Annotated in this window: 14 protein-coding genes; 10 read left to right on the forward strand and 4 right to left on the reverse strand. The window is 52.9% G+C overall.

All coding sequences use genetic code 11. The features are described 5' to 3' along the window. Nucleotides 1-54: 54 nt before the first annotated feature. A complete protein-coding gene (locus IE090_RS09955; RefSeq protein ID WP_189388220.1) occupies nt 55-1,995 on the forward strand; it encodes a S9 family peptidase in 1,941 nt (646 codons plus the stop codon). 303 nt (nt 1,996-2,298) lie between these two features. Here the strand turns inward: IE090_RS09955 and IE090_RS09960 are convergent, their stop codons facing one another. Continuing rightward, a complete protein-coding gene (locus IE090_RS09960; RefSeq protein WP_189388221.1) occupies nt 2,299-3,009 on the reverse strand; it encodes an aspartate/glutamate racemase family protein in 711 nt (236 codons plus the stop codon). Between the two features lie 190 nt (nt 3,010-3,199). Between IE090_RS09960 and IE090_RS09965 the strand changes: the two genes are divergently transcribed. Beyond that, on the forward strand, nt 3,200-4,390 hold the full coding sequence (locus IE090_RS09965; RefSeq protein WP_189388222.1) for an MFS transporter: 1,191 nt from the start codon (nt 3,200-3,202) through the stop codon (nt 4,388-4,390). Nucleotides 4,391-4,712: 322 nt separating this feature from the next. Further along, nucleotides 4,713-5,978, forward strand: coding sequence for an aerolysin family beta-barrel pore-forming toxin (locus tag IE090_RS09970; RefSeq protein WP_189388223.1), 1,266 nt, complete (start codon nt 4,713-4,715; stop codon nt 5,976-5,978). Between the two features lie 51 nt (nt 5,979-6,029). On the opposite strand, the gene IE090_RS09975 is transcribed toward IE090_RS09970, so the two are convergent. Continuing rightward, complete coding sequence (locus tag IE090_RS09975) at nt 6,030-7,265, reverse strand: phosphatidylinositol-specific phospholipase C domain-containing protein (protein ID WP_189388224.1); 1,236 nt, start codon at nt 7,263-7,265, stop codon at nt 6,030-6,032. 213 nt (nt 7,266-7,478) lie between these two features. On the opposite strand from IE090_RS09975, the gene IE090_RS09980 reads away from it, so the two are divergent. From IE090_RS09980 to IE090_RS10000, 5 genes are all read left to right on the forward strand, one after another. Further along, nucleotides 7,479-7,973 carry a (2Fe-2S)-binding protein gene (locus tag IE090_RS09980; protein ID WP_189388225.1) on the forward strand — a complete coding sequence of 165 codons (495 nt, stop codon included), beginning with the start codon at nt 7,479-7,481 and terminating at the stop codon, nt 7,971-7,973. Further along, nucleotides 7,966-10,170, forward strand: a complete 2,205-nt coding sequence (locus IE090_RS09985; protein ID WP_189388226.1) for a xanthine dehydrogenase family protein molybdopterin-binding subunit — start codon at nt 7,966-7,968, stop codon at nt 10,168-10,170. The genes IE090_RS09980 and IE090_RS09985 overlap by 8 nt, the downstream gene beginning before the upstream one ends. Beyond that, entirely contained in the window at nt 10,167-11,096 is a 930-nt protein-coding gene (locus IE090_RS09990) for an XdhC family protein (RefSeq protein ID WP_189388227.1), read from the forward strand. The genes IE090_RS09985 and IE090_RS09990 overlap by 4 nt, the downstream gene beginning before the upstream one ends. A gap of 107 nt (nt 11,097-11,203) precedes the next feature. Continuing rightward, on the forward strand, nt 11,204-11,938 hold the full coding sequence (locus IE090_RS09995) for a substrate-binding periplasmic protein (protein ID WP_189388228.1): 735 nt from the start codon (nt 11,204-11,206) through the stop codon (nt 11,936-11,938). Between the two features lie 36 nt (nt 11,939-11,974). Then, nucleotides 11,975-12,541, forward strand: coding sequence for a nucleotidyltransferase family protein (locus IE090_RS10000; protein ID WP_189388229.1), 567 nt, complete (start codon nt 11,975-11,977; stop codon nt 12,539-12,541). On the opposite strand, the gene IE090_RS10005 is transcribed toward IE090_RS10000, so the two are convergent. Both IE090_RS10005 and IE090_RS10010 read right to left on the reverse strand, forming a co-directional pair. Continuing rightward, nucleotides 12,538-13,392: a DMT family transporter gene (locus tag IE090_RS10005; protein WP_229815670.1), complete on the reverse strand. Its 855-nt coding sequence runs from the start codon at nt 13,390-13,392 to the stop codon at nt 12,538-12,540. The two genes, IE090_RS10000 and IE090_RS10005, sit on opposite strands and share 4 nt — an antisense overlap. Nucleotides 13,393-13,672: 280 nt before the next feature. Next, the gene (locus tag IE090_RS10010; RefSeq protein WP_189388230.1) at nt 13,673-14,176 is read right to left on the reverse strand and encodes an MOSC domain-containing protein; all 504 of its coding nucleotides are present in this window, start codon (nt 14,174-14,176) and stop codon (nt 13,673-13,675) included. 175 nt (nt 14,177-14,351) lie between these two features. Here IE090_RS10010 and IE090_RS10015 point away from each other — a divergent pair, with 175 nt between their 5' ends. Next, on the forward strand, nt 14,352-16,193 hold the full coding sequence (locus tag IE090_RS10015; protein WP_189388231.1) for a carotenoid oxygenase family protein: 1,842 nt from the start codon (nt 14,352-14,354) through the stop codon (nt 16,191-16,193). A gap of 24 nt (nt 16,194-16,217) precedes the next feature. Next, entirely contained in the window at nt 16,218-17,825 is a 1,608-nt protein-coding gene (locus IE090_RS10020; RefSeq protein WP_189388232.1) for a D-arabinono-1,4-lactone oxidase, read from the forward strand. The last annotated feature ends 47 nt before the right edge of the window (nt 17,826-17,872 follow it).

Raw genomic sequence — 17,872 nt, forward strand, 5'->3', positions numbered from 1 at the left:
AAGGCAACCTTCAGTCAAGTCACTCCGACGCCATTAACCAACAAGGAGTTAACCATGGTATTTCGCTCGATGCTGGCCACTGTGATGGCGCTGTGCCTCACTGTGCCTGCGCAGGCTGTCGAACAACGCAGCCTGAACAATGGCAACCTGATTTTGGAGGACATTCCGCCTATTCCCGAGGATATTATTAACGACTTAAATCGCTATCAAAATGTACGTTCAGCCAGCTTTCAGGGTTGGTCTCAAGATGGCAACAGTCTTTATATAACTACCCGCTTTGGCGACGTTAGTCAGATTCACCGAGTAGATAAAGCCGGTGGCAGTCGCCATCAACTGACGTTTTTTGATGAGCCAATTGGCTCAGTAGTGATGCGCCCCAAGCATAACCAATTGGCCTTTACCATGGACCGTGGCGGCAATGAGTTTGCGCAAATTTTCTTATTGGATTTAACCAGCGGTGAGCATTGGATGATTTCGGATGGCGAATCACGCAATGACGCTCTGCTGTGGAATGAGTCCGGTACCCGTCTAGCCTATCAAAGCACCCGTCGTAATGGCCGCTCCAATGATATCTGGATGGCAGAGTTCAGAGGTGATGACCGCCAGCCCAAACATACCCTAGTGCATGCTGCTAACGACGGTAGCTGGTGGGGGCCAGCAGCCTTTTCAGCAGGCGATGATTATTTGTTAATGCAGCAGTACACCTCTTCTACCCAATCGGCCGTGCATTTAAAAAACCTAAAAACCGGTAAAGCTCAGCGATTGGCGGGCGATGATAAGCAGCCCTCACGTAATTATACAGCAGGTTTTAATGCCAATTACGATGGCATCTATTTGCTGACAGATCGCTTTGGTGAATTCACTCAGTTGACCCACATGAGCCTGAGCGATGGCCAAGAGTCCGTGATCACGGAAGACATCAACTGGGATATTAGCGGCGGCGATATGTCGAGTGACCGCCAAACCCTAGCATTTAGCGCCAATGTTGATGGCTTGACCCAAGTCTATCTACTGGATACTGCCAGCCATCAATATCGACGGCTAGAAAATCTTCCCATGGGGTTGGTGGGCGGCTTGGCGTTTAGCCCGGACGATAAACGTCTGGCCATGTCGATTAATACTCGCCAAACAGCCACCGATGTTTTTGTCAGCGACTTACAAGGCGATCTAAAACGCTGGACCTACAGTGAAGTTGGCGGCTTGGATACTGAGCGCTTTATCGAGCCCGAATTAATTCGCTACGACAGCTTCGATGGCTTACAGGTGCCAGCCTTTGTATATAAGCCACACGGTGAAGGCCCCTTCCCAGTGGTGATTAGTATTCACGGCGGACCAGAGTCTCAATACCGACCAGGCTTTAGTAGTACGTTGCAAATGTGGCTGCAAAAACTCGGGGTTGCCGTCATTGCTCCCAATGTGCGTGGCTCTTCTGGTTACGGTAAAGACTATGTCGCCATGGACAATGGCTTTAAACGTGAAGATTCGGTCAAAGACATTGGCGCCCTATTAGATTGGATTGCCACCCAGCCTGATTTGGATCAGCAGCGCGTTGCCGTTATCGGTGGCAGCTATGGCGGTTATATGGTGCTTGCCAGTGCCGTGCATTACAGCGACCGACTCAAAGCCGCCGTCAATGTGGTGGGCATCTCTAATTTTGTTACTTTCTTAAAAAACACCCAAGATTACCGCCGCGACTTGCGCCGAGTTGAATACGGTGATGAACGTGACCCGAAAATGCATGATTTTCTACAGCGCATCAGCCCCAACAACAATGTCGATAAAATCAAGGTACCGATGTTTGTTGTGCAGGGTGAAAATGATCCGCGCGTTCCCGTGACCGAAGCCGAGCAAATCGTTAAAGCGTTGCGCGAAAGCGATAATCTGGTGTGGTATATGAATGCGTTAAATGAAGGTCATGGCTATCGCAAGAAAGAAAATCGCGATGTTTACAGCCAAGCCATTGTACTCTTCTTTCAACAGCATTTGCTGAAGTAAGCGAACAAGTGGCGCTCAATGCGGCGCCACGCTGTAAGTGCTTAGGGTAGCTCTGAGTCACAGCACGAGTGCAATAAGCTTTAACAGCAAGGCACTTATGGCACGCCAACGACGTTATGGAGGCCTGTTGCCCGCACTCTAAAGGGAGCGCCAGAGAACTGGAGTGGCCTGCTGACAGCATGCAAGCTTCTGCTTCAGGACACGAAAGCGGCAAATCGGCTTCGTGATTTTGAGCCCTGACGCTCCAGAGCGGGCACCGAACCATTCAGAGACTCTATTCTATGGCGTTCTCTGTAAAGCAGGTTACTCCCACTCAGCCGCAGACTCACCCAGCACAAACTCCACTGCAGCTTGAGCATGCACCACGGCAGTATCAACCAAAGGCACAGTGCAATGCTCAGCTTGCACTAATAAACCAATTTCTGTGCAACCCAAAATAACGGCTTCGGCACCTTGAAGCTGCAAGTCGGCAATGATGTCGCAGTATTGCTGGCGCGAGGCGGTGTTGATTTCACCGCGACACAATTCTTCATAAATGACGTTGTGCACCACGTCACGCTGCGCAGTGTCGGGAATTAAAGTGTCGATGCCATGGCGCTGCAATCGCTCAGCGTAAAAGCCCTGTTCCATGGTAAAACGCGTGCCCAATAAGCCCGCTCGGCTAACACCTTGCTCTTTCAGCGCCAGCGCCGTGGCATCGGCAATGTGCAGCAGCGGAATGCCCGCTGCTTCTTCCACTTGAGGTGCCAGCTTGTGCATGGTATTGGTACAAATCATCACCGCCTCAGCACCGGCCCGCTGCAAGCGCTGAGCATGGTCGCACAGCAAGTCCGCCAGCAGGCCCCATTCACCGTCGGCCTGCAGCTTGGCCACGGCAGCAAAATCAAAACTCGATAGCAACAAAGGGGCTGAGTGCAATCCGCCCAGACGCTTTTGCACACCGCGGTTAATCAATTGGTAGTACGTGACGGTTGACTCCCAACTCATGCCGCCCAATAAGCCGATGGTTTTCATAATGACTCCTTGCGTTTGTAATACGAACAAGGCTACGTCGCTGACATTTCCGTAACAGCTACAGTCGCTGGCAAAGTCACCAGTACAGTCCGCCATTGCAATCGTCTGCAACACAGCATTCACAGCTGTGCTCTTGTTTAGCTGCTAACCAAGCTCTAAGGTATGCCACCGATTTCTGGACCGCTTGTGTATGTCGCCCTCTTCCCTCAGCGAACGCTGGCTGGTGGTATTTATTGCCACCGTGCAATTTATCAACATCGTCGACTTTATGATGGTCGCCCCTTTAGGGCCGGACTTGGCCGAGGGTCTAGGCATCGCTACGTCGCAAATGGGCATCGTCACGGGTGTGTACGCTGGCGGCGCCACCATCAGCTCGCTGCTGGCCGCTAAATGGCTGGACCGCTTTCCACGTCGCTCGGCCATGGTGTTTTGCTTGCTGGGGTTGGCCTTGGGTACCACGGCAGCAGCCTTGTCATTTAATGCCAGCTCCCTTCTCGCTGCGCGCATGCTGGCCGGCGCTTTCGGCGGCCCAGCCATGGCGTTGGCGATGGCGATTTTAATCGATGCCATTCCTGCTGAGCGCCGCGGGCGCGCCATGGGCCAAGTCGCAGGGGCGTTTTCGCTGGCGTCTGTTTTAGGCGTGCCCGCTGGCCTTGAGCTGGCACGCTGGGGCAGTTGGCACACGCCTTTTTGGGTCATTGGCGGTTTTACCTTTGCTTTGGCGCTGGTGGCGGCACGCTTATTACCACATCAAGCGGTGCAACATAGAAACCTGCCGCCCTCGTGGCCCATGCTGTATCGACCCGGCACACCGCGCTTAGGTTTAGTGATGCTGGCGATTTCCGTCATGTCGGGGTTTTTATTAATTCCGCATTTATCCACCTTTTATCAGCTCAATTTGAACTACCCACGGGAAGACATTGGCATGCTCTACCTTGTGGGCGGTGCGCTGAGCTTTTTTAGCATGCGCTTGGCAGGGCGCTGCAGCGATCGCTTTGGCCCACTGAGCGTATCCTTGGTGACTACCTTGGGGTATTTGCTGGTGCTATGGGTCACCTTTATTCACACCCAAAGCTGGCTGCCGATTATGGTGATGTTTGTCAGCTTTATGCTGATGCGTACCAGCCTCAGTGTTGCTGTGAATACTCAACTCACCTGGGTGCCACCGCCGGAGCAGCGCGCTGCTTTTATGTCATTAAAAACCGCCGTGCAGCATGCTGCGTCCGCCGCTGCCGGCATCGTTTCTACCTGGGTATTGAGCGAGCATGCCAACGGCGCCTTGCAACATATGGCAACCCTGGCCGTGTTAGCCGCCGTTTTGGCAGTGCTGCAACCACTGCTAATGGCACGCTTGCAAAAGCAAATCACCCACAAGCAATAGGCCTATAGCGCCGATATCTGGTGAGCATCGGCACTTGGCCTTGCAATCATTCAGCGCCAAAATTCAAAAGTGAGAAAAAATCGTCTATCAGTAATAACCACATGATTTGGCGCTGACACTGCAATAACTTTTTTATCAGCAGAACTTCCTATCGCACTCTCACGATCGGCAATCCTAAAAAAGTACCAGATTACTGGTCGACCTTTGTCGTACACCGACCTCGCCATCCGCCATTGCATCCTGCTTTTACCGTATTCCACTATCCAGTGACCGCCTAGCAGTGGCTGCGCGGGACAACAAAAATAAAGACAAGGTACTCAATATGTTTAAAGCACACAGCACGTTGGCCATGGCATTGTCTGCCCTGGCGCTAGCCCAACCGGTTCAAGCTGCAGTGGATAACATCCCCGACTACGCTGATAAAGTGTATGCGCAACAGGACAGTGCCAGCCTAAAATACAGCATCATTTCTGACCCTGATTTTCACCAGCCACTCGCCTATATGGCACATTTCTTGGGCTTTGGCTGGTGCGGAGGCACCGGTTCTCAGCATGTCGGCGAGGATTTCGCCATTTATCAAGATGACGCTAGCCAATATACCTTGAAGGCCCGCTATAACAGCGACGATCCGTATGCCGATGGCTATCGAGCGGATGAGCGCTTAACCATGACAGTATCCGATATTAGATTTGTCACCAACCCGGGCGAACTGCAATTAGGCGAGCCACAGGTGTATGACCGCGAGCCGATAAAAACAGTGACCTATGTGATTAAAAACCAGGGCGATACGACGGATACCCAAGTTGCCACATTGAGCTATAACGAAACCGAGAGCTGGTCGAAGCAGGATGACTTTTCCTTTACCGAAACCATCGGTATTACCAATACCTATGAATTTGGGCTCAAGTTATTTGGCGCCAAGTCTGAAATTAAAGCCGAGTTCAGCGCCAGTCAGGGCTGGAGCGAAACCGAGGGCAGTAGCAATACTGTTTCACAAAGTGCTCAATATCGTGCCCTGGTGCCACCACGTAGCAAGCGTGAAATAACCATTACTTTTTTTAAGCAAAAAGCCGACATTCCCTATCAGTCCACCATGTTTATGGATTACAACCTCACTTATGAAAACTTTTTACGCTGGGGAGGCAATGCCCGCCAAGACCACCCCACAGATCGCCCTTGGGAGATGTACACCTTTGGTGGCCGCAATCAGCTAAGTGCTGCTGAGGATATGCTCGATCAATACCAGCATAAACACATCCCCGGCTATGGCCCCTGGGATTGGGATTGGATGCTGGAAAAATACAGTGAAAACTCCGTACGCTGGGCCTTGGGTAGCATCAGCAAGCGTCGTTACATCGTGCCGATGACGGGCAAGTTCACCACAGTGGATGCCGGCCAATATAATATTACTGCAGGCCCCGCCATCCCATTAACGGATGAAGAAATGAATAGCTCACAGCGCAGTAAACGTAGCCTGACGCACAACAAGACCAGCAGCAAGCTACACAAAATAGATGAGCAAAACTATGACTGGGAAAATCGCGTAACCGATGTGCGTTTAACCTTAGAAAATCGCTTACAGCAATAGCCGATCACTGGCTAGAAAAAAGCCAGCAAACGCTGGCTTTTATTCGACTTTTTAGCGATTCACCTGCCAGCGGCCTTCACTGTGTTGGTCGCTGGCGTTTAACCAAACATGACTGATGCCACCGCGCGCATCGATCAAGGCTTGATTGTCTTTGCTATTGGTCGGCGCAGCAAACTGATAATCATTGCCTAGCTGCTGGCACGCCTGAGCACCTTGATGCCAACGGCCTTGCCAGCTGCTGACTTGCCACTGGTTAGAGCTGTTAACGCAGGCAAAAAAGTGCTCTTTATTGCACTCAGTATCGTCCCAACGACCGTTTTGCCATTGCACCGCACAATGTTGATTGCCGTTGTAATTATTAGGCTCGTTCACATCCCACGACCACACGGCTGCCGCTAAGCGATCATCGTCATGGTGTATGTCATCGAGATTGACGATATTGCCGCCGTTTTTATACAGCTGGCGCACATCCGCCGCTTCAATGCGTTTAACTTTACCGCCGGTAAAAATAGCGCCAATCGCACCAACACCGGTGCGGTCTTCCCAGGCGCGATCAATGTCGCCTAAGCCAGTAAAGGCCAGTTGCTGCATGGCGTTGTTGTCTGAGCAGCCGCCATCCTTCCAAAACACCACTTGCTTGCCGGCCTGGCGCACTTGGTTTTCTGTTAACGCATTGGGAATATCTTTACAGCCGCCGCTGGCATAAATTTTATCGCCGATACTGTTATTCAAAAGCTCCACCAGTTTTTGGTGATTACCGTCGGAGTGATCTTCAAAATATAAAATAATTACTTCTTGTGGGTTATTGTTAAGCCAGTTTTTTACCTCTGCAAGACCCTCGCTCACGCGCCGATCTGTGAGGCTACAACCCACGTGCAAATCGCCCCACTCTTCACCAATGCCCGAGTGACAAAGCAATAAATCGGTTCCCCATTCCCATGGCCAACCGTGGGTGTGTGCCGTCCAATGAACATCCAGCTCAATAAAGCGAGCACCTAAACTAAGTTGCTCTGCAATGGTGACTTTTTGCTGTGGGTCTAGGTAGCGAGTGGCGTTGCGATAGGCTTCGGAGTTGTAGCTGTTGTGAGTGCCGAGAATATTATTTTCCGCGAGGGGAGAGTCGTCATCCAACATGCGCTGTTGGCTGAGCGCTTTGCCCACCCAACTGTTATGAAAATCTGCCATAGGGTCGGCTTCTGGCGTCGAGCTCATCGCCACAGCGTGAGTGCTCAGCATAAGTGAGGCCAATGCGCCTGCTACAGACGTCAGTGAGATCGCTGGTTTCATAAAACACCTATAATTTTTATTTGTAATAGTGTTGGCAGCGCTCCCTGACCGCCTGAATACCTTTTCGGCACGTTTGTTTTAGCCGTGTCAGGCTCAGCTGACAATGCCCTGGCCCGAATAGACAAAAACCGCAATCCTATACCGTAAAAACCGCTTGGCCAGCCGCGAAGGCGTTAGTAACCTTGGGCCACTTAGAATAACAGGTTGGCCCTTATGATCTCTTTGACGGTGAACGGACAACGCCATTCTCTGGATATCGACGACGATACGCCCTTGCTGTGGGTGATTCGTGATGAGCTAAAACTCAAAGGCAGCAAGTTTGGCTGTGGCGCTGGTTTGTGTGGCGCTTGCACCATGCATCTCGACGGCGCGCCCATTCGCAGTTGCATCACACCGGTCAGCCTGGCCGCTGACAAACAAGTCACCACCATTGAAGGCGTGACGCCAAGCCAGGGGCTAAGCCCAGTGCAACAGGCTTGGGCGGATTTAAATGTGCCGCAATGCGGCTACTGCCAATCCGGCCAAATCATGTCGGCCACAGCATTATTAGCGAACAACCCAAGCCCCACAGATGAAGACATTGACCAAGCCATGAGCGGCAATCTGTGCCGCTGTGGCACCTACCCCAGAATTCGTACCGCCATTCATCAAGCCGCACAGCACCCTTTGTATCAGGAACGACGCCAGCCGGAGAAACATCATGACTGAGTTAAATCGCCGGCAGTTTTTAAAAACATCTGCACTGGCCTCTGGCGGCTTGCTAATAACCATCGCCTTGCCCGGCTGCGCCAGCATCGGCCATGAGGGCATGGTGTCGAACAGTGATTGGCACGCCAATGCTTGGTTGCACATTCATACCGACAACCGTATTACCTTTGTGCTCGATCGAGTAGAAATGGGCCAAGGCACCTACACCGGCTTAGTGACCTTATTGGCAGAAGAGTTGGAAGTCGCACCCGAGCAGGTAGACGTCACTTTCGCTGGGGTCGACAGCTTCTACAACAACCCCATTTATAAGCTGCAAATCACCGGCGGCTCGACCAGCATGGCCAGCAGTTATGAGCGCATCCGCATCGCCGGCGCCAGTGCTCGAGAAATGCTGCGCCAAGCCGCAGCGCAAGTCTGGCAACAGCCATTAAGCGCCATACAAGCCGACAATGGCCATGTGCATTTTCAACAACAATCCCTCAGCTACGGCGAGCTGGCCCCGTTGGCCGCTCAGCAATCCGTGCCCGAGGTCACATTGAAAAGCGCCGGGCAGTTTAAGCGCATCGGCAAACCCGAGCAGCGTTTAGATGCACGCGCTAAGGTCACTGGTCAGGCCGAATACGGCATCGATGTCGATTTGCCCGGCATGCTCTATGCCGTGGTGAGCCGAGCACCGGCCTGGGGCGCCACACTAACAAGCCGTGATCTCAGCGCCGCCCAACAAGCCCAAGGCGTGGTAGCGGTGTTCGAAATCACAGCCGCTGGCCGTCAGGGCATCGCCGTGGTCGCCGAGCGCTACTGGCAAGCCCGCAAAGCCCAGCGGCTATTAAAGTTGCAATGGCAAACACCTGAAGTAGCACCGTCAACTGACAGTATTATCTCACTCCATCGCCAAGCCTTAGAGCAAAACAGCGGCGATCGGGTGCGTGATGAGGGTGATTTCGAACAGGCGTTAGCGGCCAGCAAACAGGTGTTAGAGGCAGAGTATCAATTGCCACATTTGGCCCACGCCACGCTGGAGCCACAAAACTGCGTGGTCGATGCCCGCGCCAACGCCATGGAAGTTTGGGCACCGACCCAATCGGCCAGCATGGCCCGCGTTGCCGCAGGCCGGCACAGCCGCTACAGCCTGGACGACATTAAAGTGCACACCACCTGGATCGGTGGCGGCTTTGGCCGGCGCATCATGCAGGAATACGTCAGTGAGTGCGCTGCTATCGCCGACCATATGCAACGCCCAGTCAAACTGATTTGGAGCCGCGAGGAAGACACGCAGCACGACTTTTATCGCCCCGCCAGCGTGCACCGATTGGCAGCCGCCATCAAAGACGGCGACGTACAAGGCTGGCAGCACCGCCTGGCTCACCCCAAGGTATTTGAATGGTTTGCCGACGATGCTGCCCCCGCACAATACCCTTTTATGCCCAAATTTATGTTTCCGGCGCTGGCCTCCGCCGGCAAAGCGGGTGAAGGCATCATTGCCCCTAGCGACACCTCGGCGTACGAAGGCGCCCATGATTTGCCCTATGACTTTAAAAGTTTGCAAGTGGACTTTGTGCACTCAGATCCGGGCGTGCCGGTCGGCTATTGGCGTGCCGTCGGCCACTCACACAATGGCTTTGTCACAGAAAGCTTTGTCGATGAACTGGCCCATCACACGCAAACCGACCCGCTGGCGTTTCGCCTCCGTCATCTCGCACAACACCCACCAGCCGTCGCTTTATTAAAAGCCGTGGCCAAGGCTGCGCACTGGGGTCAGCCACTGGCTGGCTGCCAGCAGGGCATTGCGATTCATAAAAGCTTTGGCAGCTGGGTGGCTCAAGTGGCCGATGTGCAGGTAGAAGGCGAGCAAATCAAGGTAAAGCGTGTGGTCTGCGGCGTCGACTGCGGCTTGGCCGTTAACCCTGATACCGTTAAAGCACAAATGGAAGGCGGCATTATCTTCGCCCTAACCGCTGCTCTGCACGGAGAAATCACACTGCAACAAGGTGAAGTTCAGCAAAGCAACTTTCACGATTACCCACTGGCACGCATGACCGAAACGCCGCAACTCGAGGTATTTATCATGCCATCGCAGCAAGCCCCTACGGGCGTTGGCGAGCCTGGTGTGCCGCCTTTGGCAGCGGCCGTCGCCAATGCCGTATTTGCTGCCAGCGGCCAACGGTTGCGCAGCCTGCCTTTGCGCTTAACGGCATGACGGGCCATCACCTGCAGGTGATTTCCAAGCTCACTAGCTGGCTGTCAGCAGGTCACCCGTGTTGGCTGGCGACGGTTACCGCCACCTATGGCAGCAGCCCCAGACCGGTTGGCTCCATGCTGGCTTGGTGCGCTGAACACGGCCACATCGGCTCGCTATCGGGTGGCTGTGTTGAGCAAGATTTATTGCAGCGCTTGCCACAACTCCCACCCGTTAGAGCCCCACTGCGACAACGATTTGGTGTGACTGAAGCCGAGCAGCAACGCTACCGCCTACCCTGCGGCGGGCAGTTGGAGATATTGCTCGAAGCCGTCGATGGTGATGACGTCGCTCACTTTCAGGCACTGCAACAAGCACTGCAGCAGCGTCGGCCTTGTGCCCGCAGCGTTGCAGAGGATGGGCAGCGCCGGCTGCTGCCTGCTGAGCACAGCAAGACCGGCAACACCGCAGAGGGCTGGCAACAGCTGTTCAAGCCCGATTACCAGCTATTGCTGGCCGGTGCCGGCGAAACCAGCGCCGAGCTGGCCAAGCTGGCTCAGCCGGCGGGGTTTGACGTCACCATTTGCGATTTTCGCGACGAGTTTTTACACGGCTTTAAGGTGGCGGGCGCTCGCGTGGTTAAAGCCATGCCGGATGAGCTGGTACGTGAGCAGTTTCATGATGCCCACAGTGCCGTGATCGGCTTAGCCCATGACCCACGCGTGGATGACCTAGCCGTCATCGAAGCCCTCGACAGCCAAGCGTTTTACGTCGGGGCCATGGGCTCGCAGCAAACGTCTGCTAAGCGCCGCCAGCGGCTGGCTGAACTGGGCCTCCACTCTGATCAACTGGCTCGGCTGCACGCCCCCGTCGGCTTAGCCATCAACTCCCACACGCCCTATCACATCGCCATTTCCGTATTGGCCCACCTGTTACAGCAGCGCTAATACGCCGCAGCAACATGCGGTAACATGAGCGCCTGACGTTTTTGCAACACGGCACCCGCTCTCCTGACCTAATCTAAAGCCATATCCACGGCCACGGGGGCAGAGCAATGCCACGTTTTTTGCTGATCATTTCATTGTTGTTCTGGGCGAACGTCAGCCAGGCAGACTTAAGCAAGCTCACATACCTGACAGAATCTTACCCACCCTACAATATGTACGAGGGCAACCAACTGCGCGGTATTGCCGTCGATTTACTGGTCACTGCCATGGAGCGCCAGGGCGCCAATGTGCAGCGCTCTGACATCAAACTGCAGCCATGGCCAAGAGCGTATCGCGCCGCCTTAGACGGCCCAGGTGTGGTGCTGTTTTCCACCACCCGTACCGAAGAGCGTGAGCCCTTATTTCAATGGGTCGGCCCAATTGCCGATACACGCATTGTGCTGCTGGCACGCAAAGATAAAAATCTGACGGTAGGCGAAGATCTCAGCAACTTAGTTGTGGGAGTCATTCGCGATGATATCGGTGAGCAAATGGCACGCGAACGCGGTGCTAAAGACAGCAATATTCGCTATGTGCCCAACGCCGAATCGTTAGCGCGCATGCTGGATAAAGGCCGCATTGATGTCTGGGCCTATGAAGAAAATGTGGGCCGTTGGTTTATTCGTCAGGCTGGCTTAAACAATGATGACTTTGAAACCGCCAGCGTGCTTAAAGAAGGTCAGCTGTATTTTAGCGTCAGTACCGACGTCGATAGCGCTGACGTGCAAAAGTTGCAGCAAGCCATCGATGCGATCAAAGCCGATAAAGCTGCGATGAAAGCCATTAATGATCGCTACTTGTAATGTTTGATACACTGACGGCTCTGATTGGGAGCCGTCATGCCCGCCACCGTTATCCTACTCGCCGCTGGCTGCAGCCGTCGATTTGGCGGCGATAAACGCTTAGCGTTATTGCCATCGGGCAAGCCTGTGTTATTTGCCACCCTGGCCAATATTCAAGCGAGCGGCCTACCCTTAAAAGTTATTTTAGCGCCAAACGACCAAGCCCTCGCCGAGCGGCTGCAAGCACTCAATATTGACACAGCGATATGCCCGGATGCCGAGCTAGGCATGGGCCACAGTTTGGCCTTTGGCGTTGCCAGCACGACAAGCAACAACGGCTGGTTAATTGCCCTAGCGGATATGCCAGCCATTCGCCCCGACACCTACCTGCGCATAGCGCAAGCACTCGAATCACACGCATTGGTGATACCCGAATTAGCCGATGGCCGCCGCGGCCACCCAGTGGGCTTTGCTGCCTGTTTTAAACAGCAATTACTGCAATGCCAAGGGGATCAAGGGGCACGCCATATTGTGCAGCAGCAACCGGCACATTTAGTAACACTTGACGATGCCGGCATTATTGCCGACATCGATCGACCAGAGGACTTGCGCCAATGGTGCTAGCCACTTTGCCGCATTACCAACGCCAAACCCGCTAAAATTGCCATCATTCCCAGCAAGGCCAACAGTGGCATGTGGTTATCCAATACCAGAAAATCCAGTACCACAGTGACCACAGGCACCAGATAAAACAGGCTGGTGACATTGACCAGATTGCCGGTGTGTATCAGCTGATAAAATAGCAACTGGGCACCGACAGAAATCACCAACCCCATCCACAACAGCGGCACCCAAAAGCCCCACTCCATTTGCCAGTCAAAGGGTTGTGTTGGCGCCCACAATGCCAATACCAATAATGTGACCACATATTGCAGTGGCAGCGTTTTTAGCGGCGTTTGCTGCACGCCTTTTTGCACAATGGCGCCGCTGGTAATGCAGACCAAGGCTGCCAAGGCATAGCCCATGCCCCACCACGACAATTCGGCCTGAGTCAGGCTTTGCCAAACCACTAGGGTTAGCCCCAAAAGCGCCAGCAATAAACCGCTCAAACGCAGCGCTGAAAAACGCCGCTCGGTAAATAGCAAAGTTAAAATCGGCTGCACACCCAGTACGGTGGCCAGCAAACCCGGTGTGACGCCATGAAACATGGCCTGGAAATAGCAAATCGAATATAAGCCAATCATCAGCAGGCCGGCTAACGCGATTCGCTTTAAAGAGGCTTTAGCGGGCCAGCCACCACCAGCCGTTCTTATCAGCAACAGCAAAGCCAGTAGCGCTAACGCAAAGCGCATCACCAGCAACGCCAGCGGCGAACTGTGATCTAGACCAATGCGAATAAAAATCGCAGCACTGCCCCATAAAAGAACAAATAGGGCCATCGGCGCCCAAGGCGCGCGAGAAAATAAGGTAAGCATGTGAAAATCTCATCTGTTGAAACGTGCGAACCCGCTGCGACCCCAGTTGGGCCTCAGTAAACGCTACTGCAGCAGGATGGATATAGCCGAGTTAGGCCACAACAGTCGTGGGCGGCTGAACGCCAGCCACAACGACTTGATTCACAACAGATGACATAGGCAATAATTCTGTTCGCACTCAGACACTTTCACTGCGCCCAGCAGTGCTGACAGTACAATCCTTTAGGTTGATAAGAATATTAACTGGGAAAATAGCAGCCGGCTGCTTGGCTGACAAGCACTAAACCAGAACCTCTAGCCGACGAACCGCATCTCCCAACTTAATCAGCCCAGGCTGAATGACTTTGGCACATAAGCCACCATGGCCCAGCATGGCAGCATGACCGCCTACCCCCAAATTTTCATCCATGCGCGAACAGGGGTGACACAGAGCGGTACCTAAAAGAATCGCTTCTCCTACGGCAAAATGCTGATGCCGTAGCGCTTGTAAGTTAACACCAGACACGACGATATTACGCCTTACCAAGCTTGGATCGATCTCGCTGCGATCCAGCCACTTAGCTACCAATTCCAAATGCTCAGCATTGATTAATGTTATCTGGCGTGCCGACCCAGGGCGGCTATGACAGCGACGGTCGCTTTCGAGCCCCAGCGCTTCAATGGCGTAGGCTTCTTGCAGCGGGTGCATGGGCTGGCGTCGCTCGGGACGCACGCCTAGCCACTCAACCCGGCCTTCGCCGATGCTCTCACTGATGCGATCGAATAAAGCCTGCTGTGCAGCCATAGAGCACTCCTCTTTAATACAGGTAAAAATCAGGTTTATCACTAATATTATTTTTTTAATACTATCGTCTAGTTTTATTCAGCGAGAGACACTGAGCGTTTTTTCCTCATGCTAGTGGTAAAGGCTTCGTCCGGATACTTCGGATCATCACAACAACAAACCACTGGAGCTGGCGATGAAACGACGTGATTTTCTAAAAGTAGCAGCGGCTACCCCCATGCTACCGGCTACGGCCCTAGCCCACTCGCGGCTGGAGCCATCGAGCTTTCCCACCAGTATTATGGACGGTAGCTTAGAAGCCAGTAGCGGTACGCTGAATTTATTGGAAGGCCATATTCCTACGGATATGTTCGGCCATGTGTTTATTGCCGAAGGCATTCCCTTAGAAACCAACCATCTCAGTCCCAATGGGCGCGGTGCCGTTACCCGGTTGGATATTGGCGATGGCCAAGTGCAATTTAAACGCAAGATGATCGATACGCCGTCGGCCATTATGCAAACCCACATCACTCATGGGCTAGACAAGTTCAACCTGATGGGAGGCACGATTTATCAAAGCCTTACCTTGGGCTACATGAACTATTGCAATACGGCACCCAATTACATGGGCAACAACCGCTTTGCCTTCAGCTACGAAGGCGGTATGCCGTTTGAATTTGATGCCACCACCCTAGACCTTATAACGCCCATAGGTTTGCCCACGGAATGGAAGTCCAGCCTGCCGCCCTTTATTGACGCACTGACGCCGAAAAAACATCTATTTCCTCAAATTCGAACCACCGGCCATCCATTTTTTGACCTGGAAAAAGAAGAGTGCTTCACCATTAACTATGGCGGCAACGTTGGAAAAATGGGTAAAAAAGACGCATTTTTGCATTTAATTCACTGGGACTTAGCAGGCCCACTGCAGCGCTGGAATATCATAGATCGCCAAGGCAATAACGCCTGGCTCGAAACGACGTCTCACTCCTTAGGCGTTACTCGCAATCATATTTTGATCTTTCAAACCGCCGCCCGCGTTGAAGCCACCCGTATCTTGGGCACCACCATCGTCACACCACAACAGCATAAAACACCGGTATGGATTATTCGCAAAGCGGATCTATTCAACGGGACGAAGCAAGTCATTGCCGATTACGTTGAATTAGACTTTGATACCTCAGACATCATGTGCGATTTCGATGACAGCCACGGCGAAATCACCCTCTATGGTCAATACTTGGGAGCCATGGATAAATCGGAACAGTTATTCAACTGGGAGCGCCTCTATTTTGGTGGTCGCGTGGATGAGTCCATCTCTGGCTATCCGGTTGCCCCAGTCGACGTAGGTGGTTTGGTACGCGCACGCATCTGGGTCAGTGATTCCCATGCTGAGGAAATCAAACAAGATTTTCGTGTTATTCGTGATGAGAACCTACTGTGGGACATGAACGACCCGGCCTATCGCGGTCACTTCCAGTTCCCTGAGAAGTTTGAACATATTTATTGGTCGGCGATTGGTTATCGCCCCGAGCACTTACCACGTCGCGTAGCTAAAGCCTATGAAGATTACCCAGGGCGCTATTTCGACAATGATTCACTGCCTAAAACATCGATACCGTCATCGATTGTGCATATGGATTGCAAACATATGCGCATCAGTGACGTGTACACCTTTCCCGACGACTGCGTAGTACGCACCCCGCAGTTTATGGCCAGACAAGGATCAACCGCCCAGGATGACGGCTATATCTTTACTGCGGTGGTGCGCAAGCATCCAAGCCAAGCCCAGTCTAACGGCAAAGAGTATTGGTTTTTTGATGCCAAAGACCTAGCAGCCGGCCCCATCTGCAAGCTGGCCCATCAAGACCTTAACTTTGCCACCACCAATCATGCGCTCTGGGTACCTGCCATAGGCCCGCGCCCGACTGGCATTTACAAGGCGAATTACGGTGACTATTTGCGTGAAAAATACCCACGTCACAGCCGCAAAGTGCGCCAACTTATAGATACCTATTTGCTTCCTCAATTTGGATGAGCCCATTTGGCCAGGAGAAACGACATGACATTAAAAAAATTTATCTTTCCCGCTGTCGCTGCGGCAGCGGTGCTGTTCAGCTCTTATCAGCTGTATTCGCAGGAGCGAGAAAAGCTCAAAAATTACCAAGGCACCTACGAGTGCTCGCCGGCCGCCATTTATAGCCCCAATAATATTGCCGAAGTACAGGACATCGTTCGTCAGGCCTTAGTTAATGGCAATACAGTCATGACGGGCAACCGTAAATTTGCCAGCCAAATCGATGCCGCCTGCGCCGCCGATGACCAAATACAAATCACTCTGGAAAACATGACCGACGTGGTCGATTTTGACCCAGAAGCCATGACCATCACCGTCGAAGCCGGCATGCGCTTTAATCAATTCAATGACTTTTTACGCGACAAAGCCCTGGCCGTGAACATGGTGACAGAGCTCGGCACTTTTACCATTGGCGGTATGCTGGGCAGCGGCACCCATGGCTCTACCTTCCAAAAGAAAAGCAATATGATTGCTGACTATGTGACTTCGATGAAAATCGTCGATGGTGTCGGCGATGTGCGCGTACTCACTGGCGAAGAGCTTAATGCTGCTCGCGTTAACCTTGGCGTATTAGGAGTGGTGGTCGAAGCCACCATTCAATTGGAGCCCGCCTTTAAAGTGCGCGCCGAGGTCAAAGGTTATCGCGATGACAGTAACTTAGAAGAGGTCATTCTGGATCTGGCGCGTAATAACTATTCCGCCAATGTCGCTTGGTTCCCAGGCTTGGGACGTTACACCACCACCTTGTATAACGAGGTACCGCTATCCACCAAAGGCAATGACTACAACGCCCAGGCCGATGTTTCCGATGTGCAGGAATACTTTTTTGGCCTGCTGTTTGACGCTCTGCACGAGACCAACAACTCCAGCCTACAGTGCTTTGCCGCCGCCGTGCGCTACGGTGCCCGCGATGGCTCTTACTTTCGCAAAATGAAAAACGGCCTTAAGAGCTATAAACCGGTTGGCTTCTCAGATCGCATGCAATACTTCCAATGCAAAGACCCTGACAAATGCGTTTGGGATAAGCTCCCCATCGCCTTGCAAGAGGTTGCCATTCCGTTTGAACAACTGCCAAACTGGATTGCCGATGTGCGTAAAATTCTCGCTAACAACCCGCGTACTTGCTTCCCACTGAATGGCATTTACTTTCGCTTTGGCAAAGCCTCTGACAGTTATCTGGGCATGAGTGCTGGCCGCGACAGTGCCTTTGTCGGCATTGAATATACCCTGCGCCAAAAAGGTGCCGCTGTGCCCAAGCACTACTTTGTGAACTTAGAAATCGAGCAAATGTCCCTGCGTAAGTATGGCGCCCGCCCACATTGGGGCAAAAACTCTGTGGCTATTTTTGAAGACATGCCCTCGCGCTTCCCTAAATGGAACGAGTTTGTCGCCTTCAAGCAAGAGGTAGACCCTTACAACGTTTTCACCAATCCATTTTGGGAGCGTGCCAGCGGCGCTGACCCGCTCAGCAATTATTTAACGCCAGGCTGTAATTTGCGCGGCGAGTGCTATTGCACCGAAGACAGCCACTGCGAAGAAGGCACCAGGTGCCAAAGCGGCGGTTTCTTTACCGACGCCAGAGTCTGTAAGTAACGTCGCTCCTATTCTGGGCCGTTTGTACGGCCCTTTTTTATTGTCTT

This window comes from Bacterioplanes sanyensis (genome assembly GCF_014652515.1).
Classification (GTDB): Bacteria; Pseudomonadota; Gammaproteobacteria; order Pseudomonadales; family Oceanobacteraceae; genus Bacterioplanes; species Bacterioplanes sanyensis.

Excerpts from the sequence above, each read along its gene's own strand:
- IE090_RS09955 (WP_189388220.1), top strand. The coding sequence starts at position 55 with ATGGTATTTCGCTCGATGCTGGCCACTGTGATGGCGCTGTGCCTCACT.
- IE090_RS09960 (WP_189388221.1), bottom strand. The coding sequence starts at position 3,009 with ATGAAAACCATCGGCTTATTGGGCGGCATGAGTTGGGAGTCAACCGTC.
- IE090_RS09965 (WP_189388222.1), top strand. The coding sequence starts at position 3,200 with ATGTCGCCCTCTTCCCTCAGCGAACGCTGGCTGGTGGTATTTATTGCC.
- IE090_RS09970 (WP_189388223.1), top strand. The coding sequence starts at position 4,713 with ATGTTTAAAGCACACAGCACGTTGGCCATGGCATTGTCTGCCCTGGCG.
- IE090_RS09975 (WP_189388224.1), bottom strand. The coding sequence starts at position 7,265 with ATGAAACCAGCGATCTCACTGACGTCTGTAGCAGGCGCATTGGCCTCA.
- IE090_RS09980 (WP_189388225.1), top strand. The coding sequence starts at position 7,479 with ATGATCTCTTTGACGGTGAACGGACAACGCCATTCTCTGGATATCGAC.
- IE090_RS09985 (WP_189388226.1), top strand. The coding sequence starts at position 7,966 with ATGACTGAGTTAAATCGCCGGCAGTTTTTAAAAACATCTGCACTGGCC.
- IE090_RS09990 (WP_189388227.1), top strand. The coding sequence starts at position 10,167 with ATGACGGGCCATCACCTGCAGGTGATTTCCAAGCTCACTAGCTGGCTG.
- IE090_RS09995 (WP_189388228.1), top strand. The coding sequence starts at position 11,204 with ATGCCACGTTTTTTGCTGATCATTTCATTGTTGTTCTGGGCGAACGTC.
- IE090_RS10000 (WP_189388229.1), top strand. The coding sequence starts at position 11,975 with ATGCCCGCCACCGTTATCCTACTCGCCGCTGGCTGCAGCCGTCGATTT.
- IE090_RS10005 (WP_229815670.1), bottom strand. The coding sequence starts at position 13,392 with ATGCTTACCTTATTTTCTCGCGCGCCTTGGGCGCCGATGGCCCTATTT.
- IE090_RS10010 (WP_189388230.1), bottom strand. The coding sequence starts at position 14,176 with ATGGCTGCACAGCAGGCTTTATTCGATCGCATCAGTGAGAGCATCGGC.
- IE090_RS10015 (WP_189388231.1), top strand. The coding sequence starts at position 14,352 with ATGAAACGACGTGATTTTCTAAAAGTAGCAGCGGCTACCCCCATGCTA.
- IE090_RS10020 (WP_189388232.1), top strand. The coding sequence starts at position 16,218 with ATGACATTAAAAAAATTTATCTTTCCCGCTGTCGCTGCGGCAGCGGTG.